Annotated in this window: 25 protein-coding genes and 1 pseudogene; 21 read left to right on the top strand and 5 right to left on the bottom strand. The window is 64.8% G+C overall.

Going from position 1 to position 25,876, the window contains the following annotated elements; genetic code table 11:
* The 3 genes from PMN64_RS31600 to PMN64_RS31590 form a co-directional block, all read left to right on the top strand.
* Positions 1–1,166, top strand: a 1,166-nt coding sequence (locus PMN64_RS31600; RefSeq protein ID WP_411783513.1) for a xanthine dehydrogenase family protein molybdopterin-binding subunit, incomplete at its 5' end; no start/stop codon positions are given.
* A 294-nt stretch (positions 1,167–1,460) separates the two neighbouring features.
* Positions 1,461–2,558: an HD-GYP domain-containing protein gene (locus PMN64_RS31595; RefSeq protein WP_028341404.1), complete on the top strand. Its 1,098-nt coding sequence runs from the start codon at positions 1,461–1,463 to the stop codon at positions 2,556–2,558.
* Between the two features lie 208 nt (positions 2,559–2,766).
* Positions 2,767–4,056 (top strand): cytochrome P450, encoded by a 1,290-nt coding sequence (locus tag PMN64_RS31590; RefSeq protein ID WP_411783512.1) that lies wholly within the window; start codon positions 2,767–2,769, stop codon positions 4,054–4,056.
* Positions 4,057–4,072: 16 nt separating this feature from the next.
* Here the strand turns inward: PMN64_RS31590 and PMN64_RS31585 are convergent, their stop codons facing one another.
* Both PMN64_RS31585 and PMN64_RS31580 read right to left on the bottom strand, forming a co-directional pair.
* Positions 4,073–5,653 carry an AMP-binding protein gene (locus tag PMN64_RS31585; RefSeq protein WP_411783511.1) on the bottom strand — a complete coding sequence of 527 codons (1,581 nt, stop codon included), beginning with the start codon at positions 5,651–5,653 and terminating at the stop codon, positions 4,073–4,075.
* Positions 5,654–5,862: 209 nt separating this feature from the next.
* On the bottom strand, positions 5,863–6,282 hold the full coding sequence (locus tag PMN64_RS31580) for a VOC family protein (RefSeq protein ID WP_057015344.1): 420 nt from the start codon (positions 6,280–6,282) through the stop codon (positions 5,863–5,865).
* 204 nt (positions 6,283–6,486) lie between these two features.
* Between PMN64_RS31580 and PMN64_RS31575 the strand changes: the two genes are divergently transcribed.
* From PMN64_RS31575 to PMN64_RS31515, 13 genes and pseudogenes are all read left to right on the top strand, one after another.
* Positions 6,487–7,458 carry a Bug family tripartite tricarboxylate transporter substrate binding protein gene (locus PMN64_RS31575; RefSeq protein WP_016843619.1) on the top strand — a complete coding sequence of 324 codons (972 nt, stop codon included), beginning with the start codon at positions 6,487–6,489 and terminating at the stop codon, positions 7,456–7,458.
* 171 nt (positions 7,459–7,629) lie between these two features.
* Entirely contained in the window at positions 7,630–7,917 is a 288-nt protein-coding gene (locus tag PMN64_RS31570) for a DUF3551 domain-containing protein (RefSeq protein ID WP_028341408.1), read from the top strand.
* A gap of 130 nt (positions 7,918–8,047) precedes the next feature.
* Entirely contained in the window at positions 8,048–8,503 is a 456-nt protein-coding gene (locus PMN64_RS31565; protein WP_304497841.1) for an ArsR/SmtB family transcription factor, read from the top strand.
* Positions 8,488–8,850 (top strand): annotated as a pseudogene (locus PMN64_RS31560) (SRPBCC family protein); the annotation flags it as partial. The gene PMN64_RS31565 and the pseudogene PMN64_RS31560, both read left to right, overlap by 16 nt.
* A gap of 18 nt (positions 8,851–8,868) precedes the next feature.
* Entirely contained in the window at positions 8,869–9,606 is a 738-nt protein-coding gene (locus PMN64_RS31555) for a DUF899 domain-containing protein (RefSeq protein ID WP_411783510.1), read from the top strand.
* Positions 9,607–9,736: 130 nt separating this feature from the next.
* A complete protein-coding gene (locus PMN64_RS31550; RefSeq protein WP_028341411.1) occupies positions 9,737–10,093 on the top strand; it encodes a DUF1428 domain-containing protein in 357 nt (118 codons plus the stop codon).
* Between the two features lie 128 nt (positions 10,094–10,221).
* Positions 10,222–10,839, top strand: a complete 618-nt coding sequence (locus PMN64_RS31545) for a hypothetical protein (protein ID WP_028341412.1) — start codon at positions 10,222–10,224, stop codon at positions 10,837–10,839.
* Positions 10,826–11,248, top strand: coding sequence for a transcriptional regulator (locus PMN64_RS31540; protein WP_411783509.1), 423 nt, complete (start codon positions 10,826–10,828; stop codon positions 11,246–11,248). Before PMN64_RS31545 ends, PMN64_RS31540 begins: the two co-directional genes overlap by 14 nt.
* 30 nt (positions 11,249–11,278) lie before the next feature.
* Positions 11,279–12,019 carry a di-trans,poly-cis-decaprenylcistransferase gene (locus PMN64_RS31535; protein ID WP_411783507.1) on the top strand — a complete coding sequence of 247 codons (741 nt, stop codon included), beginning with the start codon at positions 11,279–11,281 and terminating at the stop codon, positions 12,017–12,019.
* A gap of 115 nt (positions 12,020–12,134) precedes the next feature.
* On the top strand, positions 12,135–13,661 hold the full coding sequence (gene bchE / locus PMN64_RS31530; RefSeq protein ID WP_411783506.1) for a magnesium-protoporphyrin IX monomethyl ester anaerobic oxidative cyclase: 1,527 nt from the start codon (positions 12,135–12,137) through the stop codon (positions 13,659–13,661).
* 124 nt (positions 13,662–13,785) lie between these two features.
* Entirely contained in the window at positions 13,786–14,196 is a 411-nt protein-coding gene (locus PMN64_RS31525; protein WP_411783505.1) for an aminoacyl-tRNA deacylase, read from the top strand.
* A 54-nt stretch (positions 14,197–14,250) separates the two neighbouring features.
* On the top strand, positions 14,251–14,406 hold the full coding sequence (locus PMN64_RS31520) for a response regulator (protein WP_411783504.1): 156 nt from the start codon (positions 14,251–14,253) through the stop codon (positions 14,404–14,406).
* A gap of 472 nt (positions 14,407–14,878) precedes the next feature.
* Positions 14,879–16,102, top strand: a complete 1,224-nt coding sequence (locus PMN64_RS31515) for a threonine ammonia-lyase (protein WP_411783503.1) — start codon at positions 14,879–14,881, stop codon at positions 16,100–16,102.
* A 177-nt stretch (positions 16,103–16,279) separates the two neighbouring features.
* On the opposite strand, the gene PMN64_RS31510 is transcribed toward PMN64_RS31515, so the two are convergent.
* Together PMN64_RS31510 and PMN64_RS31505 are read right to left on the bottom strand one after the other, a co-directional pair.
* Positions 16,280–16,792: a DUF1697 domain-containing protein gene (locus tag PMN64_RS31510; RefSeq protein WP_411783502.1), complete on the bottom strand. Its 513-nt coding sequence runs from the start codon at positions 16,790–16,792 to the stop codon at positions 16,280–16,282.
* A 3-nt stretch (positions 16,793–16,795) separates the two neighbouring features.
* Complete coding sequence (locus PMN64_RS31505; protein WP_411783501.1) at positions 16,796–17,101, bottom strand: hypothetical protein; 306 nt, start codon at positions 17,099–17,101, stop codon at positions 16,796–16,798.
* A 96-nt stretch (positions 17,102–17,197) separates the two neighbouring features.
* Here PMN64_RS31505 and PMN64_RS31500 point away from each other — a divergent pair, with 96 nt between their 5' ends.
* The gene (locus PMN64_RS31500) at positions 17,198–17,569 is read left to right on the top strand and encodes a dienelactone hydrolase family protein (protein WP_411783500.1); all 372 of its coding nucleotides are present in this window, start codon (positions 17,198–17,200) and stop codon (positions 17,567–17,569) included.
* A gap of 24 nt (positions 17,570–17,593) precedes the next feature.
* On the opposite strand, the gene PMN64_RS31495 is transcribed toward PMN64_RS31500, so the two are convergent.
* Positions 17,594–18,706, bottom strand: coding sequence for a helix-turn-helix transcriptional regulator (locus PMN64_RS31495; RefSeq protein ID WP_411783499.1), 1,113 nt, complete (start codon positions 18,704–18,706; stop codon positions 17,594–17,596).
* Between the two features lie 657 nt (positions 18,707–19,363).
* Between PMN64_RS31495 and PMN64_RS31490 the strand changes: the two genes are divergently transcribed.
* The 4 genes from PMN64_RS31490 (at position 19,364) to greA (ending at position 25,753) form a co-directional block, all read left to right on the top strand.
* Positions 19,364–20,500, top strand: coding sequence for a hypothetical protein (locus PMN64_RS31490; RefSeq protein WP_411783498.1), 1,137 nt, complete (start codon positions 19,364–19,366; stop codon positions 20,498–20,500).
* A 312-nt stretch (positions 20,501–20,812) separates the two neighbouring features.
* Complete coding sequence (locus PMN64_RS31485; RefSeq protein WP_411783497.1) at positions 20,813–22,048, top strand: efflux RND transporter periplasmic adaptor subunit; 1,236 nt, start codon at positions 20,813–20,815, stop codon at positions 22,046–22,048.
* Positions 22,045–25,191 (top strand): efflux RND transporter permease subunit, encoded by a 3,147-nt coding sequence (locus PMN64_RS31480; RefSeq protein WP_411783496.1) that lies wholly within the window; start codon positions 22,045–22,047, stop codon positions 25,189–25,191. The genes PMN64_RS31485 and PMN64_RS31480 overlap by 4 nt, the downstream gene beginning before the upstream one ends.
* A 79-nt stretch (positions 25,192–25,270) precedes the next feature.
* Positions 25,271–25,753, top strand: a complete 483-nt coding sequence (gene greA, locus PMN64_RS31475) for a transcription elongation factor GreA (RefSeq protein ID WP_411783495.1) — start codon at positions 25,271–25,273, stop codon at positions 25,751–25,753.
* Positions 25,754–25,876: the final 123 nt, after the last annotated feature.

The raw sequence follows: 25,876 nt of genomic DNA, 5'->3' as shown, positions 1-25,876 counted from the left end.
GCGACATCCTGCACATCTATTCCGGCAACCAGTTCGCGACGCGCTCCGGCGCGATTGCGGCCGGCGCCGCCGGGATCGATCCGAAGTTCGTGGTGATGCACCAGATGTGGCTGGGCGGCGGCTTCGGCCGGCGTCTCGACGCCGACATGATGGTCCCCGCGGTGCAGGCGGCGAAGGCCGTCGGCAAGCCGGTCAAGGTCATCTACACGCGCGAGAACGACATGACGATGGATTTCTCGCGTCCGCTGACCTACCAGAAGGTGAAGGCCGGCATGGACGGCGACGGCAAGATCGTCGCGATGAGCCACGACGTGGTCTCGGCCTGGCCGACCGCGCGTTGGGGAATCCCCGATTTCCTGACACCGTCGGTCGACAAGAAAGGCCCGCTCGACTCCTTCACCGTGAACGGAGCGGACTTCTTCTACACCGTGCCCAACCACTATGTGCGGGCGATCAAGAACGAGATGGCGCACAACGCCACCCCGTCGGGTCAGCTCCGCTCGGTGGCGCCGGGCTGGACGTTCTGGGCGGTCGAAAGCATGATCGACGAGATCGCGCATGCGACCGGCAAGGACCCGGCGCAGCTGCGCATCTCGTTGCTCGACGGCAAGGGCAAGAATGACGGCGGCGCGCAGCGTCTCCGCAACACCTTGCTCGCTGCGATGGGCCTTGCCGGCTACGGCACCAAGCAGCTGCCCAAGGGCGAAGGCATGGGGGTCGCCTGCGTGTCGTCGCAGGAGCGCGCCACGGCGAGCTGGACCGCCTGCGTCGCCCACGTCGCTGTCGCCCCGTCGGGCGAGGTGACGGTGAAGAAGCTGACGGTTGCGACCGACGTCGGTACGCAGGTGAATCCCGACGGCATCCGCGCCCAGGTCGAGGGCGCGGCGCTGTGGGGCATGTCGCTGGCGCTGTTCGAGAAGGCGACGTTGAAGGACGGCGGCATCGAGCAGACCAACTTCGACAGCTACACGCCGCTTCGGATGAGCCAGCTGCCGGAAGTCGCGGTCAACGTCATCGCCAATGGCGAGAAGGCGACCGGCGTCGGCGAGCCCGCAGTGACGGTGGTGGCGCCGGCGATCGGCAACGCCGTCTTCAACGCGGTCGGTGCCCGCGTCCGCGGCCTGCCGATCACGGCGGAAGCCGTCAAGGCGGCGATGAAGGCGTAACGACCTGAACGAACAAGAACGCCGGAGAGCACGAGCTCGCCGGCGTTTTCCTTTGCTCCGCGCGTCGGCCGGGCGGTGACGGCATCAACATCCTCGAAGCCGCAAAAATTCATGATTCGCCGCCGACGCTCGCATCTGCATTGATTTTCGGCCGGCCTGATTTTGCTGGCGGATTCGGCGATCCCTCAAATTGTATCCATTGCGCTTAAGCGCCGTTCAGCATCCCCATTAAGCCGGAGGGAACGCATCGTCAGGTAGCGTCCCGGCGTCGGTCGTTACCGCGACGGGGATGCCATGACTGCCTTAGCCAACAACCAGACTTCGAAGCGCCGCCTCCTGCTGGCGTCAGATCGAAGCGATCAGAGCAACGAGCTCGCGAGCATTTTGCGCTCGGTGGGCGAGGTCGATACCGTTCCGACCTCCGACATTCCCGAGCAGCCGGCCCGCGATCTCTCCGGCATCGTCGTCGACATCAACCTGCGCTCGCCCGAAGCCGTGCAGCTCGTCCGCGCCAAGCTGCAGGCCGACGCCTATCGCGAGATGCCGCGGCTGTTCGTGCTGGCGGATGCCTTGCATCACGCCTCGATGCAGGCCTGGGCGCTCGGCGCCACCGACACGATCTCGCGGCCGTTCGATGCGCGCGGCATCCTGCAGCGCATCCGCGCCGCGTTCCCCGACGACAGTGGTTATGACGAGACCGATCGCGGCAAGGCGCTCAACCGCGGCGTCGAAGCCGCGCACGGCGTGATGGTCAAGATGTTCGAGCGGATGCGCGCCGGCGAGCCGCTCAAGTTCGAGGACATCGTCGCCGCCGAAAACAAGATCCTCAAGGCGATCAAGCACAACTCGCTGCGCGAATGGCTGACCACGGTCGGCTGCCATCACCAGGAGACCTATCGCCACTGCCTGTTCGTGACCGGTTTCGCGGTTGCGTTCGCGCAGCATCTCGGCATGCGTGAGGACGATCAGCGCCGGCTCGCCCGCGCCGCGCTGCTGCACGACGTCGGCAAGGCCTTCGTTCCGGTCGCGCTGCTCGACAAGCCCGGCGCATTGACGGTCGAGGAAATGGCCGAGATGCGCGAGCATCCGCGCCGCGGCTACGAGGCGCTGTCCGCGCAGGGCGGCTTCCCGCCGGAAATGCTCGACGTGATCCTGCACCACCACGAATTCCTCGACGGCACCGGCTATCCGAACGGCCTCAGCGGCAACCAGATCAGCGACATCGTCCGCGTCACCACGATCGTCGACGTCTATGCCGCTTTGGTCGAGAAGCGCGCCTACCGGCTGCAGTTCACCCACGCCAAGGCGTTCTCCATGATGGAGGAGATGGGCGGCAAGCTCGACCAGCAATTGCTGCAGGCGTTCCGCCCGGTGGCGTTCGGGCATTATTGAGCGGATGTCATTCCGGGGCGATGCGTGAGCATCGAACCCGGAATCTCGAGATTCCCCGATGCGCAATTGCGCATCTGAGTCTGGTCCTTCGGACCATCCCGGAATGACCTAGTCTGCGCTAGCCAATCAACGCAAGTCGTTCTCCTTACCTCCGCCTAGATTCCGGTGATCATCGGCATGACCGGTGCTCCGACGGGTGAGGACGATCATGGATACGGCAACGACCGGGGATTTCGACATCCCCGCCGACATCGCGGCAACCCTTGTCGATCCCGTCGCCTATGCGGACGACCGCATCCACGACAGCTATCGATGGCTGCGCACCAACAACCCGCTCGGCATCGCGCGGCCCGAGAAGTTCGATCCGTTCTGGGTGGTGACCAAGCACGCCCATATCCAGGCGATCAGCCGGCAGAACGAGCTGTTCCACAACGCCGACCGGCCGACCACGCTGACGACGCAGGCGCTCGAGGAGCGCGTTCGCAAGATCACCGGCGGGCCCAATCTGGTGCGCTCGCTGGTGCAGATGGACGCGCCCGATCACCCGAAATATCGCGCGCTGACGCAAGGCTGGTTCATGCCGGCCAATCTCGGCAAGTTCGAGGCCCGCGTCCGCGAGATCGCGCGCGCCACGGTGCAGCGCATGCTCGCGAGGGGCGGCGCCTGCGACTTCGTCGAGGACGTCGCGCTCGGCTATCCCCTGCACGTCATCATGGAGATCCTCGGCGTGCCCGAGGCGGACGAGCCGCGCATGCTCAAGCTGACGCAGGAACTGTTCGGCCCGCAGGATCCCGACACCGCGCGCGTCCGCGACGCGCTCAGCGCGGAGCAGGTCTCCGCGATGCTGCAGGCGATCATCGCCGACTTCTCCGCCTACTTCCGCAAGATCACCGAGGATCGCCGCCAGCACCCGCGCGACGATCTCGCCACCGTCATCGCCAATGCGAAGATCGGCGGCGACTACATGCCGGAGCACGACCAGACCAGCTACTACATGATCGTCGCGACCGCGGGCCACGACACCACCTCATCATCGACCGCCGGCGCGATCTGGGCGCTGGCCAGGGATCCCGCGGAGTTCGCCAAGGTGAAGGCCAATCCGGAATTGATCCCGGGCCTGGTCGACGAGTCGATCCGCTGGATGACGCCGGTCAAGCATTTCATGCGCTCGGCCACCGCGGATACCGAGCTCGGCGGCCGCAAGATCGCCAAGGGCGATTGGCTGATGCTGTGTTACGCCTCGGGCAATCGCGACGAGGAGGTGTTCGAGGACCCCGATCGCTTCCGCAGCGATCGCAAGCCCAATCGCCACGTCGCGTTCGGCTATGGCGCGCATCTCTGCCTCGGCCAGTATCTGGCCAAGCTCGAGATGCGCATCCTGTTCGAGGAGCTGCTGCCGCGTCTGAAGTCGCTATCGCTCGACGGCGAGGTGAAGATGACGCAGGCCTATTTTGTCAGCGGCCCGAAGAAGCTGCCGATCCGGTTCGAGGTGAATTGACGCGGCCTGGGCCACGTCACTCGAGCATCTTCCGCAGTTCCGCCTTCGCGACCTTCTCCAGCGTCGAGCGCGGCATTTCGTCGACGAAGCGGATGTCGCGGGGCACCTTGAAGTCTGCGAGCCCAGAGCGGCAGGCGGTCATGACGTTGTCGTGCAAATCGGCCGGCAGCTTGGCGACGCCTGCCTGCGGGATGATGAAGACGACCGGGATCTCGTCCAGCATCGGATGCCTCTTCGCCACGACAGCGGCTTCGCGCACGCCCGGCACCACCGCGATCACCTGTTCGATCTCGGATGCCGCGACATTCTCGCCGCCGACCTTCAGCATGTCCTTGGAGCGATCGCCGAACTTGATGTAGCCGCGCTCCAGCATCGTGACGCGGTCGCCGGTGATGAAATAGCCGTGCTCGTCGAAGCTCTCGCGCGTGGCCGTCTCGTTGTGCAGATATTCGGCGAACAGCGACAGGCCCGGAATGCCCTTGATCAGGAGGTTGCCGGTCTCGCCGACGCCGGTCCGCGTGCCGTCGTCATTGGTGATGCGGATTTCGTATTCGGGCGCGGCACGGCCGATCGACATCGGCGTGTTGGGTTGATCGACCTCGCCGATGATGCCGTGGGTGATGGTCTCGGTCATGCCCCACCAGCCGATGATCTTGATGCCGAACACGTTGAACGCCGGCGGCTCGTTCACGGCGGTGCCCCAGAGCCGAAACTTGTGGTTCTTCGGCACCTCGTGTTCCAGCAGCGCCTTCATGCAGAACGGGATCGTCGAGGTCCAGGTCGCGCCGTGCTCGAGTGCCACCGGCCAGAAGCGGCTCGCCGAGAAGCGCGGTTGGATCACACAGGTCGCTCCAACCCACAGGCTCGCCAGCAACGAATAGGCCAGCGCGTTGGTGTGGAACAGCGGCAGGTAGGTCTGGTGCACGTCAAAGGCGTGCAGGTCCTGATGCGCGGCGTTGATCTTGGCGCCCCACAGCGCGTTGGCGTGGGTCCACAGCACCGCCTTCGGCCGCGACGTGGTGCCGGAGGTGTATTGCACGCTGCAGGGCGCGAGCGGATCGGTCGGGCGATGCGGCCGGTCGGCACTGTCGGCAAACAGCGCGTCGAAACTGTCGCCGCGCGCGGGCGGCTGCGCCGGCGCTTGCCCGGCGTCGTGCGCGGTCACCGCGATCCAGCGCAGGCTCTTGCAGTTGGCTGATATCAGTTCGGCATAGGCCGGCTGGGTGATCGCGGCGACCGCGCCGCAATGGCCCGCAAAATATTCGATCTCGGCGGCGGCCGAACGGGTGTTGGTGGTGACGGCGATGGCGCCGAGCTCGACGCAGGCAAACCACGACATGATCGCCTCGATGCAATTGTCGAGATGGATCAGGACATAGTCACCCTGCCGGATGCCGCGCTTCGCGAGACCCGCAGCGAGCGCGCCGACGCGCTCATGGAATTCGCCGTAGCTCCAGCGCCGTGCCGGCGCGTCGAACGGCGCCCAGATCAGGAATGGATGATCGCGGCGCACCTCGGCGCGCATTTTGAGCAGCCATGGCACGTCGAGTCCCGCAAACGGTCCCACGACGCCCGGCATTGCTTTTGAATTGCTCATATGTCCTCCCGCGCAGCCTTGTCGGCCGCCATTGGTCTTGGTTGGGAGCAGTTCTGCCATCGGTGTGCGCCGAGAGCAAATCGGGATTTGCAAAGCGGTTTTGCGTTGAAGCAATCTGTTCCGCCGCGCGGAAGAGATCGATTTATTCGCGGCATCCGTCATCGGGCGCGCATTCGCACGCCGCGCCGCTTCGCAAGGACGAACGAGAGCTAGGTCGCGTTCTTCTCGTACGACGAGATCTCGATCAGGCTGCCGTCGGGGTCGCGGCAATAGACCGAGCGCAGCGTGCCGCGCGCACCCTGCTTGGCCACCGGGCCTTCCTCGATCCTGACGCCATTGGCTTTCAGATGCGCGACCACTTCCTCGGGCGTGCTCGAGGTGAGGAAGCAGAGATCGTCGCTGCCGGCCGCCTCGTGATCAGCGGTGAACCAGTCCACCTTGTCGGCATCGCGCGGCCGCACATTGATCTTCTGGTTGCCGAACACCAGCGAGGTGCGCGGTGTCTTGCCCTTGCCGGGGTCGAACACCTTCACCTCCATGCCGAGGATCCTGCTGTACCAGGCAACCGAGCGCACGACATCGGTGACGTTGATCACGAGATGGTCGAGCCCATTCACCTTGACGGACATGATCGATCCTCTTCGGTCCAGAGTGCTTTCGAGCGATGTGGTCGCCGGTTCTGGTGCGATCAGAGCCGAAGCTTAGTCTTTCGTCGCGGTCGACGGCGCACGTGTCGCACTGGCCGCTTCAGGCATTGTTTGTTAAAACCGCGCCGCACGCAACGCAACAGAAACGGGCAGGGCGCCAAACCCTGCTGGATTGGGAGAAACTTCATGATTTCACGCCGTACCGCGCTGGGCCTGATCGGGTCGGGGATTTCGACATTCGCGATCGGCCGCGCTTCCGCTGCCGACTATCCGGCGCGGCCGGTGCGCTGGATCGTGGGTTATCCGCCGGGCGGCGCCACCGACATCATCGCGCGCCTGGTCGGGCAGCGGCTGTCGGAGAGGCTCGGGCAGCAATTCGTGATCGAGAACAAGCCGGGCGCCGGCAACAATATCGGCACCGAGGCGGCGATCAACGCCGAGCCGGACGGCTACACCGTGCTGCTGGTCAATCCGGCCAATTACATCAACGCCTCGCTCTACGCCAATCTGAAGTTCAACTTCGTGCGCGATGTCGCGCCGGTTGCTTCATTCAATCGCGTGCCGAACGTGATGACCGTCAACAAGGACGTGCCGGCCAAGACCGTCGCCGAGTTCATCGAATATGTGAAGGCCAATCCCGGCAAGGTGAACATGGCCTCTTCCGGCAATGGCACCTCGGTGCATCTCTCCGGCGAGATGTTCATGGCGATGACCGGCTGCAAGATGCAGCACGTGCCGTATCGCGGCGCCGCGCCCGCGATCACCGACATGCTCGGCGGCCAGGTGCAGGTGATCTTCGACAACATGCCCTCGATCATCCAGCACATCCGCTCCGGCGCGTTGCGCGCGCTGGCCGTGACGTCAACGGAGCGATCCTCGCAACTGCCCGATGTTCCGTCGGTCGCCGAAACCGTGAAGGGCTACGAGGCGAGCGCGCTGTTTGGCATGGGCGCGCCGAAGAACATGCCGAAGGAAGTTATCGCCAAGCTCAACACCGAGATCAACGCCGTGCTCGCTGAACCCGACATGAAGAAGCGCCTGGTCGAGCTCGGCGGCGATCCGCTGATCCAGACGCCGGAAGCCTTCGGCAACGACATCAAGGCCGAGACCGACAAGTGGAAGAAGGTGGTCGAGTTCGCCGGCCTCAAGGTCGAGTAGGCTTCGCAAGAGGTGCGATGCTGGATCGCGCGGGACCAATGTGGCCCGCGCGGTACAGCCGGTCCTTGGCCGAGGCCAAATTCGTCGGCCTTGACGCGGAATAAAATGACGTTCAGGAACCTTACAAAGGATGCCGCATCTTGCTAACTGCGGCATCCGAGGAGCCGGATCATGCGCGCATCGGGATTGGCAATGCTTGTTCTGGGAACGGTGACGCTCGCCGGCGCGGCGAGTATCACGCCCGCTTCCGCCGATCCGTATGACTACCCATGGTGTGCGCAGGGCCCGAGCCTGGGCTATCCCGGCGAATGCGCTTACCGAACCTACGAGCAATGTCTCGCGAGCGTGTCCGGCCGCTATCTCTATTGCGGCGAGAATCCGCGCTTCCTGTTCAGCGAACCGCCGCCGCCACCGCCGGGCCGCTATCAGCGCCGGCACCGGACCGTTTATCCCGACTAGCGTTGCGGCATTCCCGCAAAGCGGTCTGTCGCCACCGTTCCTGACGTTCGTCCCCGCGCCGGGCCACGTCCTGACGCGATCGTGAAGTCGCGCGCTTGACGTCGCGCCGTTTGCGTCTATACTAAACCACATGGTTAAGTATCAGGACGAGACGCTGGACCGCACCTTTGCCGCGCTTTCCGATCCCACCCGCCGCGCGCTGCTGGCGCGGCTCGGCGAGCAGGACAGCCTGTCGGTGAGCGAGCTGGCGCAGCCGTTCGCGATGTCGTTGCCCGCGATCATGAAGCATCTCGACGTGCTCACCGATGCGGGTCTCGTCGCGCGCGAAAAGACCGGCCGCACGGTGGCGTGCCGGCTCACCGCGCGGCCGATGGAGCAGGCGATGAACTGGCTCAATCGCTATGCGCAATTCTGGTCCGACAACCTCGACCGCCTTGCCGCTTTTGTGGAGGAAGAACCATGGCAAACAAATCCGCAGTCGCCGCCGACGCCGGCCTCGCCGCGCGCCCAAGCCTCACCCTCACGCGGCGGCTCCGCGCGCGGCCGGAAAAAGTCTACGCCGCGTGGACCGAGCCGGAAAATCTAGCGCAGTGGTTCGGACCGGGTGGGGTCAAGCCGGCCACGACGCGCGCGGAGCTCGATGTCCGCGTCGGCGGACGCTATCGCATCGGATTCATCGGCACGAACGGCGAGTATCACGAGGTCGGCGGCGTCTATCGTGAGGTGGTGCCGAACGAGAAGCTGGTGTTCAGTTGGGCTTGGCATTCGACGCCCGAACGCGAATCCGAGGTGACGATATCGATCAAGCCCGATGCCGGCGGTACGCTGCTCACCTTCCATCACGCGCAGTTCTTCGATGAGACCGCCCGCGACAACCACCAGCGCGGCTGGACCGCATTCCTCGGCAATCTGGAAAGCTTTGTCGACGCCTGATCTGCAAAGGAGCATCCCATGCAACAGCACAAGATCGTCTCGCGCGAGGAATGGATCGCAGCCCGCAAGGCGCTGATGATCGGCGAGAAGGAGTTGACCCAGGCCCGCGAAGCGCTCAGCCGGCAGCGCCGGGAACTGCCCTGGGTCAAGGTCGACAAGGACTATGTGTTCGACGGCCCTGGCGGCAAAATGACGCTCGGCGATCTCTTCAGGGGCAGGCCCCAACTCGTGGTGCAGCATGTGATGTTCGCGCCGGAGTGGGACGCAGCGTGCAAGAGCTGCTCGTTCTGGGTCGACGGCTTCGAGCGCATGGTTCCGCATCTGGCTGCGCGCGACACCACGATGATCGCGATCTCGCGGGCGCCGCTCGCCAAGCTCGGCGCATTCAAGGCGCGGATGGGCTGGACCTTCGACTGGGTCTCCTCGGGAGAGAACGACTTCAACTACGACTACGGCGTCTCGTTCACGCAAGCGCAGATCGATGCGGGGACCGCGAAGTACAATTATGGAACGACCCCGCTCTACGGTCCCGAACTGCCCGGCATCAGCGTGTTCTGTCGCGACGAGCAGGGAAGCGTGTTCCACACCTACTCGACCTTTGCGCGCGGCCTCGACATGATGAATGCCGCCTATCAATATCTCGACCTGACGCCGCTCGGCCGCCACGAGGAAGGATTGCCCTATCCGATGGATTGGGTGCGGCTACGTGACCAGTACCAACCGGCGCCGGTTCAGGCATCCTGCTGTCACAGCTGACGAACGCTGACGCGTAGCGTTGGCGTTCGTCATCCCGGGGCGATGCGAAGCATCGAACCCGGGATCTCGAGATTCCGGGTTCACGCTTCGCGTGCCCCGGAATGACAATAGAACCGCAGGAAACTGCCCAATGCCTTACGTCGATGGATTCATCGTCGCCGTGCCGAAGAAGAAACTCAAAGCCTATGCGCAGCTCTCGAAGAAGGCCGGCAAGGTCTGGCGCGAGTATGGCGCGCTGGATTATCGCGAATGGGTCGCCGACGACGTCAAGCCGGGCAAGCTGACCTCATTTCCGCAGAGCGTGAAACTGAAGGCCGGCGAAACCGTCGTGTTCGCCTGGATCACCTACAAGTCGCGCGCCCAGCGCGACAGGATCAACGCCAAGGTGATGGCCGATCCGCGCCTGGCGTCGATGGGCACGGGCGATGTGCCGTTCGACGCCAAGCGGATGATCTATGGCGGCTTTGCTAGCCTCGTGAAGGTCTGAAGCGGCACGGTTTCGCCGCAATCCGCACAGTAACCGGCTGTTAAACATCACGCTCGGCAAGCGACGCGATGCCGCTTGCGTTTACTTGGTGATCCCGTATACTTTGCAATACAAAGTTCGGGCGAATCATGCGTGACCTCGACAAGGCGTTGGCCGATATCCTCGCGATCCGCAGCCAGATTGCGGCCGGAACGGCGTTTCGCGGCTACGGTCCGGCGACCGTCGCCGCCACCAGCGGCATCGCGCTCATCACGGCGCTCGCGCAATATCTTTGGCTCGCCGATCCCACCGCTCATCCGATCGCATTCCTCGCAGGCTGGGCGGCGGCCGCGTTAGTTTCCGCCGTGCTGATCTGGATCGAGATGCAGGCGCGCTCGCGCCGGCATCATTCCGGCCTTGCGGACGCGATGGTTCAGCAGGCGATCGAGCAGTTCGTTCCAGCTGTTATCGCCGGCGTGCTGCTCGCTGTCCTGCAATGGAAGTTCGCGCCCGAGACGCTGTGGATGCTGCCCGGCCTGTGGCAGGTGCTGGTCAGCCTCGGCGTATTCGCCTCGGTCCGCCTGCTGCCGCGCACGATTGCGCTCGGCGGCGCCTGGTATTTCCTGTCGGGCTTCACGGTGCTCTTGATCGCAAGCCAGAGCCACGCGCTGTCGCCCTGGACCATGGGACTGCCATTCGCGATCGGCCAGTTGCTGCTCGCAGCGCTGCTCTATTTCGCTTCCGGAGGCCATGATGCCGAAGACTGACCTGACCACCGCGCCGTTCGCCTATGACGGCCTCGACCGCGTCATCCACGAGAAGGCGCGGCTCGGCCTGCTGACCTCGCTGATGGCGCATCCGAAGGGGCTCGCCTTTGCCGATCTCAAGCAGCTCTGCGGCCTGACCGACGGCAATCTCAGCCGGCACCTGCAGGTGTTGCAGGAGGCCGGTCTCGTCGACGTCATCAAGGGCTATGAAGGCAATCGTCCGCACACCACCTGCCGCCTGACCAAGAGCGGTCGCCGCCGCTTCCTCGACTATCTCGCCGTGCTCGAGCAGCTGGTGCGTGACGCGGCCAAGGCCGCCGGCACGGCCGAGAGGGCTGCCGGCAAGTCTGAAAAGGCCGCCGGCAAGGACGACGGCGCAGCTGGCCGCCTCGGTATCCAGCCGGTTTGAACCATCCCATTTTTGTCTGGAGACTTTGTGATGCAAAGTAACGTCGCGCTCAAGCCGGAAGCCGCCTTCAGGCTCCATGTCGGCATCATCATGGATGGCAATGGCCGCTGGGCGACGCGGCGCGGCCTGTCGCGCCTGCGCGGACACGAGGCCGGCGTCGAGGCGATCCGCCGCATCGTCGAGGCCGCACCGGACCAGAGCGTCGGCACGCTGACGCTCTACGCCTTCTCGAGCGACAATTGGCGCCGTCCGAAGGCCGAGGTCGCGGCGCTGATGGGGCTGCTGCGGTTCTATCTCGCCAACGAGATCGCCGCGCTCGTGCGCAACGGCGTTCGCCTCACCGTGATCGGCCGCCGCGACCGGCTGCCCGACGGCATCGCCGCCGCGATCACGCGCGCGGAGGCCGAGACCGCCGGCGGTACCACGCTGCATCTGCGCATCGCGATCGATTATTCGGCGCGCGACGCCATCCTGAACGCCGCCGCACGCGCGGCCGGCGCCGGCGAGCTGAGCCGCGAAACTTTCGCCGATCTCATCACCGGCGAGGCCGGCCTGCGCGACGTCGACCTGATCATCCGCACCTCGGGCGAGAAGCGGCTGTCGGACTTCCTGCTCTGGGAGGGCGCTTATGCCGAGCTGCATTTCACCGAGCGGATGTGGCCGGAATTCGATGCCGACGATCTCGCTGACGCACTCGGCTCCTTCCATCGCCGCGAGCGCCGCTTCGGTGGACTGACCGCGATCGCGCCGGCGGAGGTGCCGAACCTCTAGCGCGTCAAGCCGCGCCAACTGCTCTCTTCCTAAAGCCCGGCCGGGGGGTTGGGCTCCTTCTCTCACAAGATGCGGGGACGAACGATCACGCCAACCAAAGCGGGAGCGATCATCCATGCGCATTCTTCTCATCAACGTGCCGCATCCGGCGATCGGCAGCCGGATCCCCGACGACCATCTGCCGCCACTCGGGCTGCTGTCGATCGGCGGGCCGCTGATCGATGACGGCCACGACGTCGGTCTTATCGATGCCGAGTTCGGGCCGATGCCGGTCGAAGCCATCGTGGCGGAGGCATCGAGATTTGCACCGGATGCGGTGCTGTTCGGTCATTCCGGCTCGACGTCGGGCCATCCTGTTATCACCGAGGTGGCGCAGGCGATCGTCAAGGCCGTGCCCGGTGTCCGGATCGTCTATGGCGGCGTGTTTCCGACCTATCACTGGCGCGACATCCTGCGCGAGGAGCGCTATGTCACCGCGATCGTGCGCGGCGAGGGCGAAGAGACCGCGCGGCGCCTGATGCGGCCGCTGGAGGCCGGCGAGGATCTCCGCATCATCAACGGCATCGCATTCCGCGACGATTATGGGCCGCGCGTGACGCCGCCTGCGCCTGTTATCCGTGACCTCGATGCCTATCGCGTCGGCTGGGAATTGATCGATCACGCGCGTTACAGCTATTGGGGCGGCCTGCGCGCCGTCGTCGTGCAATTCTCGCGCGGCTGTCCGCATCTCTGCAATTACTGTGGCCAGCGCGGCTTCTGGACGCGATGGCGGCACCGCGATCCCGTGCGGTTTGCGAAGGAGCTGGCGCGGCTCCATCGCGAGCACGGGGTCAAAGTGATCAATTTCGCCGACGAGAACCCGACCGTCTCGAAGAAGGCATGGCGGACTTTTCTCGAGGCCTTGATCGCGGAGGATGTCGATCTGATCCTGGTCGGCTCGACCCGCGCCGACGACATCGTGCGCGATGCCGACATCCTGCATCTCTACAAGAAGGCGGGCTGGCAGCGCTTCCTGCTCGGCATGGAAAACACTGACGAGAAGACGCTGGAGCTGATCCGCAAGGGCGCGACCACCACGATCGATCGCGAGGCCATCCGTTTGATGCGCCGGCACGGCATCCTGTCGATGGCGACCTGGGTGGTCGGCTTCGAGGAGGAGACCGATCGCGATCATTGGCGCGGTCTCAGGCAGCTGTTGTCCTATGATCCCGATCAGATCCAGATGCTCTACGTCACGCCGCATCGCTGGACGCCGTATTTCCGTCTCGCGGCGGAGCGGCGCGTCATCCAGACCGATCGTAGGCTCTGGGACTACAAGCATCAGGTGCTGGCGACCCGGCACATGCCGCCATGGCGCGTGCTGCTCTGGTTCAAGTTCACCGAGATGGTGCTGCAATGCCGCCCGAAGGCGCTGCTCCGCGTGCTGCTTCACCGCGACGCCGGACTTCGTCACGCGATGCGCTGGTACACGCGGATGGGCCGCCGGGTCTGGCCGCACGAAATTCTCGGCTTCCTGCGCGACAAAAGACTGAAGCACGGACCGACGGTGCAGGAATTTTGGGGCGCGCCGCAGGATATGGAGGAGGAATCGATGTCGTCGCACCGGCCCGAGCGCCGCGTCGGCACATCACGCGTAGCGTAAGTCGATACCGTCTTGCCGGGTTCTGGATAACTGGCGCTGATGACTGGACGCCTGAGTCATCAGCGCGATAATTTCCAGGTCGGCTGCGCAGAACAAAAAGAACCGTGGCGGTCGAGGCGTCGAGTTGAGCATACAGGTTGCGATCTTAAAAATATTGGCCAGTCATTTCGGCGGCAGAGCCACCCTCAATTCACTCAAGCACGACCTCGCAATCCTCTCATCGAGCGGCGACGATTGGCATGCGCGGATCAAACGTCTGGCATCGCGGGTCCCCGAACTCGATATCTTTAGCCACGGCTATGTGCTCCGTGACGTCGAAGGCTGGGAGATCACATCGGCCGGTCGCGAGTTCCTGCGCGCGCTGGAGGCGGTCACGCAAGACAATCTGCCGTCCGCGCCAGCGGCCGAGGCCGCGATCCGCGCCGAGGTCAAGCTGATCGTGGTCGGTCACCGCTTCAAAAGCCGGGTGCGGCCACAGCGTGCTCCCGAACAGAGCACGTTGGCACGCCGCCGGCCGATCCGCGAGCCGCATTGAACCTCACTGCGCTGCACGCGACCTACCTTCGGGACGAGGCTCCGGAGGTCGCAGATGGCTGCTTTGGCTCAATCGATCGCACGCGCGTTTCCGGCCAATTCGCTTCGAAGCAGCATCGCCCGGCATGTCCTGCTGTTTGCCGCCGCGGCCCTGTTCGTCGCGGCGCTCAGGGCAAGCTACGGCCTCGATCTCAGCGCCGGCTTCTTCTGAAGCATGGTCCGGAAAAGTGCGAAGCGGTTTTCCGAACAGATCTTGCTCAAAAAAGACCGCGCGACAAATTCTCCGGCGGCAGGTCATATTGGGTTAACCGGACCGAGGTAGCTAGGCGCACGCTTTCCCTGCATCTCGAACCCGGGCCGGTTTTCCATGGATAAGCCGATGCGCTGCCAGTGCGGCAGGACGCGAACCATTGTGCTCGACAAGCATTTCCGCACTGCGCTGATATGCCCAAAATGCGATGAGGTTCAGCTGGCCGGGCCGGCGAGGCCAGAAGAACGGGTGCTGACCGCACGCTGAAGCGCGACGAGATCGGGTTGAATCGTCATCGAGCTCTAGCTCGTTGTTTAAGCGTGGTCTTTCCGGAAAACCGCTTCGCACTTTTCCGGATTATGCTCTGCGCGGTCGTTTTCGGCACCGAAACCCGCTAGGTTCCGTCTGACGAAACGGACCAAAGCGAAACCCGATGCCGCAGCCTGCCCATACCGCCGCCATCACCCTTGCCGACATACGCCGTGCCGCGGATGTGATCCGGGATGCGGTCATGGTCACGGCCTGCAATGAGAGCCGCACGCTGGGCGAGATCTGCGGCTGCCGCCTGTTCCTCAAGTTCGAAAACCTGCAATTCACGGCGACCTTCAAGGAGCGCGGCGCGCTGAATCGCCTGCAGGCGCTGTCGCCCGAGGAACGCCAGCGCGGCGTGATCGCGATGTCGGCCGGCAATCACGCCCAGGGCGTGGCCTATCACGCCAAGCGGCTCGGCATCCCCGCCACCATCGTGATGCCGATCGGCACGCCAATGGTGAAGATCGAGAACACCAGGCGGCACGGCGCCGAGGTCATCATCACCGGGCAGACGCTGGAAGAATGCTTCGCGTTCGTCGGTTCGCATGCCGTGCAGAAGGGCCTGATCCTGATCCATCCCTATGACGATCCGCTGATCATCGCCGGCCAGGGCACGATCGGACTTGAAATGCTCGCGGCGGTGCCGGAGCTCGATATCCTCGTGGTGCCGATCGGCGGCGGCGGGCTGATCTCGGGCATCGCCACCGCCGCGAAGGCGCTGAAGCCGTCGATCCAGGTCGTCGGCGTGCAGGCCCAGCTCTATCCGTCAATGTACAATACGGTCAAAGGCGAGCAGCTGCCGATGCGCGGCGACACGCTCGCCGAGGGCATTGCGGTCAAGGCGCCCGGGCAGATCACCACGAAAATCGTCCGCCAGCTCGTCGACGACATCATCCTGGTCAGCGAGGACCAGATCGAGCGCGCGGTCGCGACCCTGATCTCGATCGAAAAGACGGTGGTCGAAGGCGCCGGCGCCGCCGGCCTCGCCGCCGTGCTCGCGGCACCGGCGCGCTTTGCCGGCCGCAATGTCGGCCTGGTGCTGACAGGCGGCAATATCGACACCAGGCTGATCGCTTCGGTCCTGACCCGCGAGCTCGCGCGCGAGGGACGGCTGACGCAGCTGGCGCTCGACATCGTCGACCGGCCTGGACAGCTCGCGGCGGTGTCGATCCTGCTTGCCGACGCCGGCGCCAACATCATCGAGGTCTCGCATCAGCGCACCTTCTCCGATCTTCCGGCAAAGGCGACGCTGCTCGAGCTCGTGATCGAAACCCGCGACCGCGCGCATCTGGAGGACGTGCTGGCAAGGCTCAGCGCCGAAGGATTCGCGGTGCGGGAGAGCTAGCTGTCAGACTGCTTGACCGTCATCCCCGCGCAAAGGCTTCGCCTTTGTCGCTGGAGGCGCGAGCGGAGCGAGCCTCGAAGGATGAATCGGCCACCAGCCGGGCCGTCGATCCTTCGAGACGCGCGCAAGTGCGCGCTCCTCAGGATGACGGTTCACGAGGCGAATGGGGCTGATTGCTCACTCACCCGCCGCCAGCTCGGCGAGCTTCGCGATGGTGTTGATGTTGCGCGCGGTGCCCTTGGCGGCGGCGGGGATCTTCAGTTTCGAGCGGCCCATGCCGCTGCCATAGGCGACATAGATCTCGCGCTTGCCGAGCCGCACCTCTTCGTCCTGCCGGCCCTTGATGTTCTTCAAGGCGTCCTTCGGCGGTGGCTCGTCGAGGAAGATCGCGACAGTATGGTTCGGCGGCGCCTTCGGAAACGGATTGGCCTTCAGCACCGCGGCGATCTCGTCCGCGCTGCGGACGACAACGCCGACCGGCTTGCCGGCATAGGCCTGCAGCCGCCGCTCCAGCGCGGCCTTGATCTTGGCCGCGCCGAGCTTCGAGGAGAGCACGACATTGCCACTGGCGATATAGGTCTGCGCGTCGGCAAATCCTTCATCGATGCACATCGCCTTCAACTCGGTCATCGGCAGCTTGCCGGTGCCGCCGACATTGACCGCGCGCAACAGGGCGACGTAACGCGGCATCGACTAGCCGTCGGCTTTCTTCTTCGCGGGCTTCTTGGCCGGCGGCGGCTCTTCCATCGCCTTCTTCATGGCGCGGGCATAGGCGTCGGCGGCGTTCTCGGCCGAATTCTGCAACCGCTTGGCGGTCGCGGTTGCGTTCAGCATCGTGCTCTTGGCCAGGAAGTGGAAGCGCGCCTTGGCCTCCTTGTCCTTGGCCTTGGCCGCGCGCGCGACCCAGACGGCCTGACGTTTCTTGGCAGCCGCCATCACGGCCTTGGTCTGCGCTCTTGCGGTTTGCCGGATGACGGCGTCGAGGTCGGCTTCGGCCATTCAGATGCACTCATTGACTGGACATGCGCCGGAGCGGGCGCGGAGGGAGGGGAGCTACCCCTAGCGTAACCGGTGCCGTTTGAACATGCGATCCTTTTGCGACGTCCCCGCGGCCGGATCGGACTGCTCGGCTTCTCGCTCGGCGGCTACGTTGCCGCGACTGCGGCGGCCCGCGACGCGCGAGTGGCCGCGCTGGCCGTGCTGTATGGCGGCATGCCCGACAAGATTGCGCCTGAGGTCAAGCACCTGCCGCCGATGATCGAGTTGCACGGCGAGGCGGACCGCAACGTGCCGCTCGCCAAGGGTGAGGCGCTTGTCGGGCTCGGCAAGTCGGTCGGCGCCGAAGCGGAGATCGTCCGATATCCGGGCAAGGCGCACGGTTTCGATTTCGCGGACAATGATCCGATGACCGCTGACGCGGTCAGCCGTGTTGCCGGCTTCTTCCAGGCCCGCCTGAGCGCGGCATGAGTCCGAGGCCGTGCGCCGCGTGCGCTAGTCTCCTGACGACCCCGGCGGCACCTTCGCGCCGGCGAGCAGTCCGGCCAGCTCCACCTGCCGGCCGAGTCCGGTCTTGGCCAGCACCGCCTTGAGCTGGTTGCGCACCGTTTCGCGGGAGATGCCGAATGCGCCGGCGATTGCCTCGACGGTGCGTCCTTCGCCAATGCCGCGCGCAACGCGCGCCTCCGCCGGCGTCAGGTCGAACAGACCCTGAAGCACTTCCGCGGTCGGCACCTCGGCCGGCACCACCGGCGTCACGATCACGATCGCCGCCGCGCGGTCGAACAGGTCACGCGCCGCGCCATGGATCGGGACCAGATGCACGATCAGCGGCAGGCGATCCTCCTGCGCCGCGATCGGTACCGAGCGCACCTCCACGCCGATCAGTCCCTGATCAAGCGCGGCCAGCGCCTGGGCGAACAGCGCGTCGGCGGTGGTCGCCGCCAACGTCAGGCGCTCGCCGCGATCCTGCATCACGTCGGGCACCAGGCGGTCGAACAGCGTGTTGGCCGCCATCAGACGGCCGCCGCGCCGCAGCACTGCCGCGGGCAGGCCGAGCATCGCCAGCGATTCGGTTGCCGCCCTGGCGCGCTCCATCCCGAGCCGCGCCGACAGCAGCGCGGCACGCGCCAGATGCGGCCGCAGTGCGTCGAGCTGCTCGATTGCTTCCCGCTCGATCGGTCCGTGCTGGTATTCGCGCTCGACGCTGTAGATCAGCACGTCGCCGCTCGGCACCGGGATCGCAGTACCGGCGCCCCATCCGAGCCCGCGCGGGCGGAAGAATTCGCGGATCTGGAAATCCTGCTGCACCTCCTCGGGCGTATCGAACACGTCGATGTCGCGCAGGAAGCCGGCGTGGTTGGCCGCGAGCAGGCGCGGCAATCGCCCGTTGCGCTCGTGCCAGCCGCCTTCGACATAGGCCACCGTGTCGTCGTGCATGTCGGGCGACGCGACCCAGCGGACGTCGTGTGGGGCCGCTGTCAGCAGCACGATACCGCGCGCACGCGCGATCGCACCGACCTGATGCAGGACATTCGGCCACAATTCGGGGACGACCGCGGCCTCATAGGCCAGTTCAATCAGATGCTCGTGCAGGTCGTTCGCCATCGGTCATCCCAAAAACCGTTGTTGCCCAATAGATAAACCCGGCGACCCCGGAAATATTGCGTAAAGCAATTCAGCCCGAGCCACGAGTCCGGGTTATTCCGGTGCGCGTTCACGCGCATCAGGGGAAATTACGACGTTTTTGCCGCTCTTCTTCGCGATTTTCGGGCGGGGGCGTGGGGCCTCGCTCGGTCGGCTGCGACCCGGCGCGCGGCCGCCGGCGCCCGGACAACGAAGGCGAAGCCCGATGCCAGGTCGGCGGGGCGGCCCCAAGATTTGATAGAGACTTGATGAAGACTCGATAATCAAGGCCTGACGATCATCGCCGCGTGTGGCGAAATCGAAGCGGCGTGACAGGCGGAAATATTCCGAAGCATCCCGAAACCTGATTGGTGTGGATCGACGCTGCGCCAAACCTGCCGGCGTCACACATTTGCAACGCTGCACGCGATCGTTCGAGCATGAACATCCTTTAATTTGTGTCCGCGCGATCCGTAGCGCCAGCTACGGCATGATCCGGAAAAGTGCGAAGCGGTTTTCCGAAAAGATCATGCCTGGGGAGCGGCCTCAAGCGCGATGACGATTCAAACCTGGCCTCATCGCGCTTTGGGCAACCACCTCTGACATTCATGCGAGCCATCGTCGGCTCGGGGAGAGTCGATGATCAGCCGCAGGGCGCTTTCCGGATTGTTGATGACGCTGGTCGGCCCCTCGTCGCGGGCCGGCAACGACGGGCTGGCGCTGGGCCATTGCCAGGGATCATGCGCGAATGTCGACTTGCCGACCCTCGGCTACGATCAGTTCTGCCGGTCGTTGTTCGATATCGCGGCAAGCGGCAGGCTGCATGCGGTCGCAACCGGTTCGGAGATTCGCGGAGAGATGCGATCTCTGTTCCGGGCGCGGCGGCTTTATCGGCCGTCGCACGACGAGATCCGGGTTCTCTGGCGCGCGCCCGCGGATGGATTCTCGGTCGTGAAGGTCGAGTTCGATCTGGAATGCGGCGTGCCGGTGCGCGGATGTCTTGGAATTCCCGACGGAGAATTCAAGGGATTGATCCTGCTCGGCCACGGCATGGCGAGCACACCGGAGCGCTGCTTCGACGATGCCGACAAGGACTACATGAACGCGCTCGGCAAACGGCTATGTCGGGACGGCTATGTCGTCTGGTGTCCTTACATCGTCCAGATCGGAAATCAGGAGAGCCAGAACAACATCGCCGCGATGCTGGCATCCCACGGTGTCTCCGCCCACAACGTGTCATGCGCATCGCTCGACGCCGGCGAAATCGTCTGCCGGAAGCTCACCGGCGCGTCGGGTTTGAACGTCGGCGTCTACGGGGTGTCCTGGGGCGCCTTTCTCGCGCTCCATCTGGAAGCCGCTACGGGGCGGATGCGGCCGACCGTCGTCTCCGGATATATGCGCGACGAGAGGAGGTTTCTGACGTCGCCCGTGATCAGCAAGAATCTCGGCGTCGAACTTGCGGCTTACATTCATTTCAGCAACGGCCGCGCCAAGTACACCGGCGCAGAGCTGGCGTACCTGCTCTGCCCGTGCCCGCTGTTCGTCGAGATCGGGAGCCGTGACGGTGCAAACGCCGTGGAACTTGGACGCGATGAGAAGTTTTCGCAAATGCAGTCGATCTACGCATCGTCAGGCCATCCACATTTGATCGACATGGACGTCTTCGATGGCGCGCACGAGGTCAGCGGCAAGCGCGCGCGGCCATGGCTATCCGAACATCTGGCGTCGCCTGCCTATCAAGACACCGCTCGCTTGAAGAACGCCATCGCGCTGTGAGCGGCAGCCTGACCGCGACCGTACCGAGGGTGCGCTCGCGTGGATCACATTGACGGGAGCTTTCGGCGCCGGCGGCATGCACTGAGCCGGCCCGTGCGGCCGCAATGGCTGTGTCATGGTGGCATTGCAGCGCTCTTGAAAGCTGGCTGTCGTCGGGATCGGCGCAACGATCGCGGTCGAGTTGCAGGATTGTCGGATCGGCCGCGTTATGATCTGCTGCAACGCACCTGCCCATCCTGACCTTCGGGTCTGAGGGAACTCGACGTCATATCCGTCTCGTAGCGTCTGTTGGTAGCCGAAGGGTTGGACTGCATGAGTGATACGGAACGCATGCGCGGTCGTTTGGCAGGGCTTCTCGTATCGGCGGGATTGGTGGCGGCGGGAGTATCAGCGGCCCATGCGCAGGCGGGGCCGCCCGGGCCTCCTGCCGTGGGCGTGTTCGAGGCGGTGAAGCGGCCGGTCACCGAAACCAGTGAATTTCTCGGACGCATCGAGGCCCCCAACCGCGTCAATGTGGTGGCGCGCGTCACGGCATTCCTGGAGAAGCGGAACTTCGTCGAAGGCTCCGAAGTCAAGGCCGGCGATCTCCTGTATCAACTCGAGCGCGGACCGTTCGAGGCCGATCTTGCATCGAAGAAGGCACAGGTGGCCCAATTGCAGGCGACGCTGGTCAACGCCAAGCTGACCACCGACCGCGCCAAGGCCCTGATGGGCGGTCCGGCCGGCCAGCAATCCAATGTTGATGCGGCGGTCGCCAACCAGCAGAGCCTCGAGGCGCAGGTGCAGGCCGCGCAGGCGCAGGTCGACCTGTCCCAGATCAATCTCGACTACACCATGATCCACTCGCCGATCGACGGCAGGATCGGACGCACCGCGGTGACCGAGGGTAACGTCGTGACGCCGAGCTCGGGAACCCTGACGACCATCGTCAGTCAGGACCCGATGTATGTCACCTTTCCCGTGCCGGTGCGCGAGGCGCTCGATCTGCGCGACCGCTATGCGACGCGCGGCGGCTTCAAGGCCGTCGTCATCCGCCTGCGGTTGACGGACGGCCGGCTCTACGAGAAGACGGGTGAGCTGAATTTCGTCAACAACACGATCGCGCAGAATACCGACACCATCTCCCTGCGCGGCGTCATCCCCAACCCGTCAACCTACACCTCCGTCGCAGCCGGCGGCTCGGTCCGCGAGCTGACCGACAATGAGTTTGTGACCGTTCTCCTCGAAGGCGTGCAGCCGGTCGAGGTGCTGGCGATCCCGCGTTCGGCGGTGCTGTCGGACCAGCAGGGTGAATATGTCTATGTCGTCGGCGCGGACAACAAGGCCGAGCAACGGCGGATCCAGCTTGGGCAATCGACCGCAACGATTGCGGCGGTGACGAGCGGCATCTCGCTGGGCGACAAGGTGGTCGTCGAGGGATTGCAGAAGGTCAAGCCGGGCGAGGTGGTGGCGCCGGGGCCTGTTAGCGCGCTGATCCAGTCGAGCATGAAAGTTTCGGCGGACGGCGGCGCCAGCAGCACGCCGAAATCGACGGGCAATAACCCATGATTTCCGCTGTCTTCGTCGATCGTCCGCGGCTTGCGATCGTCATCGCGTTCGTGATCACGATCGCGGGCGCGCTGGCGCTGATGCAGATTCCGGTCGCCCAGTTCCCGGACATCGTGCCGCCGCAGGTCACGGTCTCCGCTGTGTTCCCCGGCGCATCGGCTGAAGTGGTGGAATCGAGCGTCGCCCAGCCGCTGGAAGCGCAGGTCGTGGGCGTCGACAAGATGCTCTACATGAAGTCGACCAGCGGCAATGACGGCAGCTACACGCTGACGGTCTCCTTCGCGCTCGGCACCGATCCCGATATCAACACCGTCAACGTCAACAACCGCGTGCAGAGCGCGCTCGCGCAATTGCCGACCGAGGTGCAGGCGCAGGGCCTGACCGTGCAGAAGAAATCTTCGGCGGTGCTGCAATTCATCGTGCTGTACAGCAAGAGCGGCGAGCAGGACCCGCTGTTCATCACCAACTACGCCATCATCAACGTGCTGGATGCGATCTCGCGCACGCAGGGCGTCGGACAGGCCTCGCTGTTCGCGAAGCTGAACTATTCGATGCGGATCTGGTTCGACACCCAGCGCCTGACCAGCCTCAATCTGGCGCCGTCGGACGTGATCGCTGCGATCCGGGCCCAAAGCGTGCAGGCGCCGGTCGGCCGCATCGGCGCACGTCCGATCAGCAATGACCAGCAGTTCCAGTTCAATGTGCAGACGCAGGGCCGCCTGACGACATCCAAGCAGTTCGGCGACATCGTGTTGCGGGCCAATCCGGATGGATCGGTGCTGCGGATCAGGGACGTTGCTCGCGTCGAGATCGGTGCGCAGAACATGGATTCGGAGTCGCGGATCGACGGCAATCCCGGCGTGCCGATGGGCATCTATCTCGCGCCCGGTGCCAATGCCGTGACCACGGCCAAGGCGGTGCAGGCCACGCTTGCGCGGCTGTCGGAGCGGTTTCCGCCGGGGCTGACCTATCTCGTGCAGTACGACTCCACCACCTTCGTGTCCGATACGATCAAGGAGGTGATGAAGACGCTCGGCGAGGCCTTCGTGCTCGTCGTGATCGTGGTGTTCCTGTTCCTCGGCAATCTGCGCGCCACGGTGATCCCGGCGGTCGCGGTTCCGGTCAGCCTGATCGGCGCCTTCGCGGTGCTGCTGGCGCTCGGCTATTCCGCCAACACGGTGTCGCTGCTGGCGATGGTGCTTGCGATCGGCATCGTGGTCGACGACGCCATCGTCGTGGTCGAGAACGTCGAGCGCGTCATGGAGGAGGAGCCGGAGCTGTCGCCGACCGACGCCACCAAGAAGGCGATGGCGCAGATCACCGCGCCGATCATCGCGATCTCGCTGGTGCTGCTCTCGGTGTTCGTGCCGATCGCGTTCATCCCGGGCATTTCCGGCACGCTGTTCCGCCAGTTCGCGGTGACGATCAGCGCCGCGATGGTGATCTCGGCGCTGAATGCGCTGACGTTGTCGCCGGCGCTGTGCGCCGTGTTCCTGCGCCACGGCGGACCGCGCCGCGGCATCATGGGGCGGGTGCTCGGCAGCATCGACTGGGTGCGCGATCGCTACGCCGGCGTGGTGCAACGGCTGGTTCGTGTGGCTGTGCTCTCGCTGGTCGCGGTGCTGGTGTTTGCCGGCGCGGTGTTCGGCGTGTCGAAGATCACGCCGACCGGCTTCCTGCCCGAGGAGGACCAGGGCGCCTTCTTCATCGCGGTGCAATTGCCCGACGGCGCATCGGTGGCGCGCACCAGCGAGGTCACCAAGCAGGTCGAGGCGCTGTTGAAGAAGAATCCGGCGATCGACCATGTGCTGTCGATCATCGGTTTCTCGCTGCTCGACGGTGCCAGCGAGCCGAATTCGGCCTTCATGGTGGCGCGCATGAAGGCGTTCGCCGATCGCAAGGCCGTCACCGACTCGGTGCAGGCGGCGATCGGGCAGACCTTCGTCGGGGGATCTCAGATCCGTCAGGCCTCGGTGCTGCCATTCAACCTGCCGCCGATCATCGGGCTTTCGACCTCCGGCGGCTTCGAATATCAGCTGGAAGCGCTGGAAGGGCAGGATCCGGCTTCGCTCAGCAGCGTGATGGGCGGGCTGATCGGCGCAGCGAACCGAAATCCAAATCTGGCCCGCGTGTTCTCGACCTTCACCGCGACCAATCCATCGGTTTTTCTCGATATCGATCGCGCCAAGGCGCAGGCGCTCGGCCTCAACATGGCCGACGTTTTCACCGCGCTGCAGGCCACGCTCGGCGGCATCTACGTCAACAATTTCAACCTGTTTGGCCGCACCTGGCAGGTCAATGTGCAGGGCGACGCGGCCAACCGCCGCGACATCCCCGATATATGGCAGATCTATGTGCGCAACAGCGGCGGCGAGATGGTGCCGATCCGCTCGATCGCGTCCTTGCGGATCGTGACCGGCCCGCAGGTGATCACCCGCTACAACAATTATCGTTCGGTCACCGTGAACGGCAGCCCGGCGCCAGGCGTGTCCTCGGGCACCGCGATCGCGACGATGGCCGACCTCTCCAAATCGACGCTGCCTTCCGGCTATTCCTATGAATGGACCGGCACCGCCTATCAGGAGCAGGCCGCCTCCGGCCAGACCGGCATCATCCTCGGGCTCGCGGTGCTGTTCGCCTATCTGTTCCTGGTGGCGCTGTATGAGAGCTGGACGATCCCGATTCCCGTGCTGCTGTCGGTCACGGTCGGCGTGTTCGGTTCCTATCTTGCGATCAAGCTTGCGGGTCTGAATCTCGATCTCTACGGCCAGATCGGCCTCGTGGTGCTGATCGCGCTCGCCGCCAAGAACGGCATCCTGATCGTCGAGTTCGCCAAGGAGCAGCGCGAGGCCGGCAGGCCGATCGCGGAAGCCGCGACGATGGGCGCGCAAATGCGCTTCCGCGCGGTCATGATGACCTCGATCGCCTTCATCCTCGGCCTGGTGCCGCTGGTGGTCGCGACCGGCGCTGCGGAAATCAGCCGCCGTGCGGTCGGCACCGCGGTGTTCGGTGGCATGCTCGCCGCAAGCTCGGTCGGCATCTTCCTGGTGCCGATGCTCTTTGTCACCTTCCAGGGCTGGCGCGAGGGTGTAAAGAACCGCTTTGGCAGACGGAGCAAAGCCGAGCAGCCTGCCTCGCATTAGATTCCGCCTAATCCCTTCGCGCATTAGCGGGGCGCGTGGGGCGGGGCTATGCTGCTGGCCTCATCGATGGAGTTCCGGATTGAGCGTTGCCTTCACCAAGGAAGAAAGTGCCGAGACGGCGGCCGAAACGCTGTTGCCGGACCGTCCCATTTCGCCGCATCCCAACCTGGTGACCGAAGCCGGACGCAAGGCGCTGGAGCGTGAGCTCCAGGCGGCGCGCGAGGCCTTTGAGGCCGCGCAACAGCTGGACGACGTCAACGAACGGCGGCGGCAGTCGGCGGTTCCGCTACGCGACGTGCGCTATCTCACGGAGCGGCTCCGCACCGCGCAGGTCGTGCCTGATCCTGCTTCCACCGAAATCGTCGCCTTCGGCAGCACGGTGACGTTCAGCCGCGCCGATGGGCGGGTGCAGACCTATCGCATTGTCGGCGAGGACGAAGCCGATCCCAAGGCAGGCTCGATTTCCTTTGTCTCGCCGGTGGCGAGGTCGCTGATGGGCAAGGCCGTGGGCGACGTCGCAGGCGCCGGCGATCAGGAGTTGGAGATCGTCGCGATCGCCTAGCGCGTAATGAGATTGGATTGCGGCCGCAAAGGCGGCCTGCTCCCTATCCCGCTTGCGAGGGCTTTGCGCAAAGGGGAATCTGCGATTCTCTAAGACCGATCTGAAGGGGGAGGCGGGGATGGC

The organism is Bradyrhizobium sp. UFLA01-814, assembly GCF_046718885.1.
Classification (GTDB): Bacteria; Pseudomonadota; Alphaproteobacteria; order Rhizobiales; family Xanthobacteraceae; genus Bradyrhizobium; species Bradyrhizobium elkanii.
This window is presented reverse-complemented; position numbering and strand designations above follow the sequence as displayed.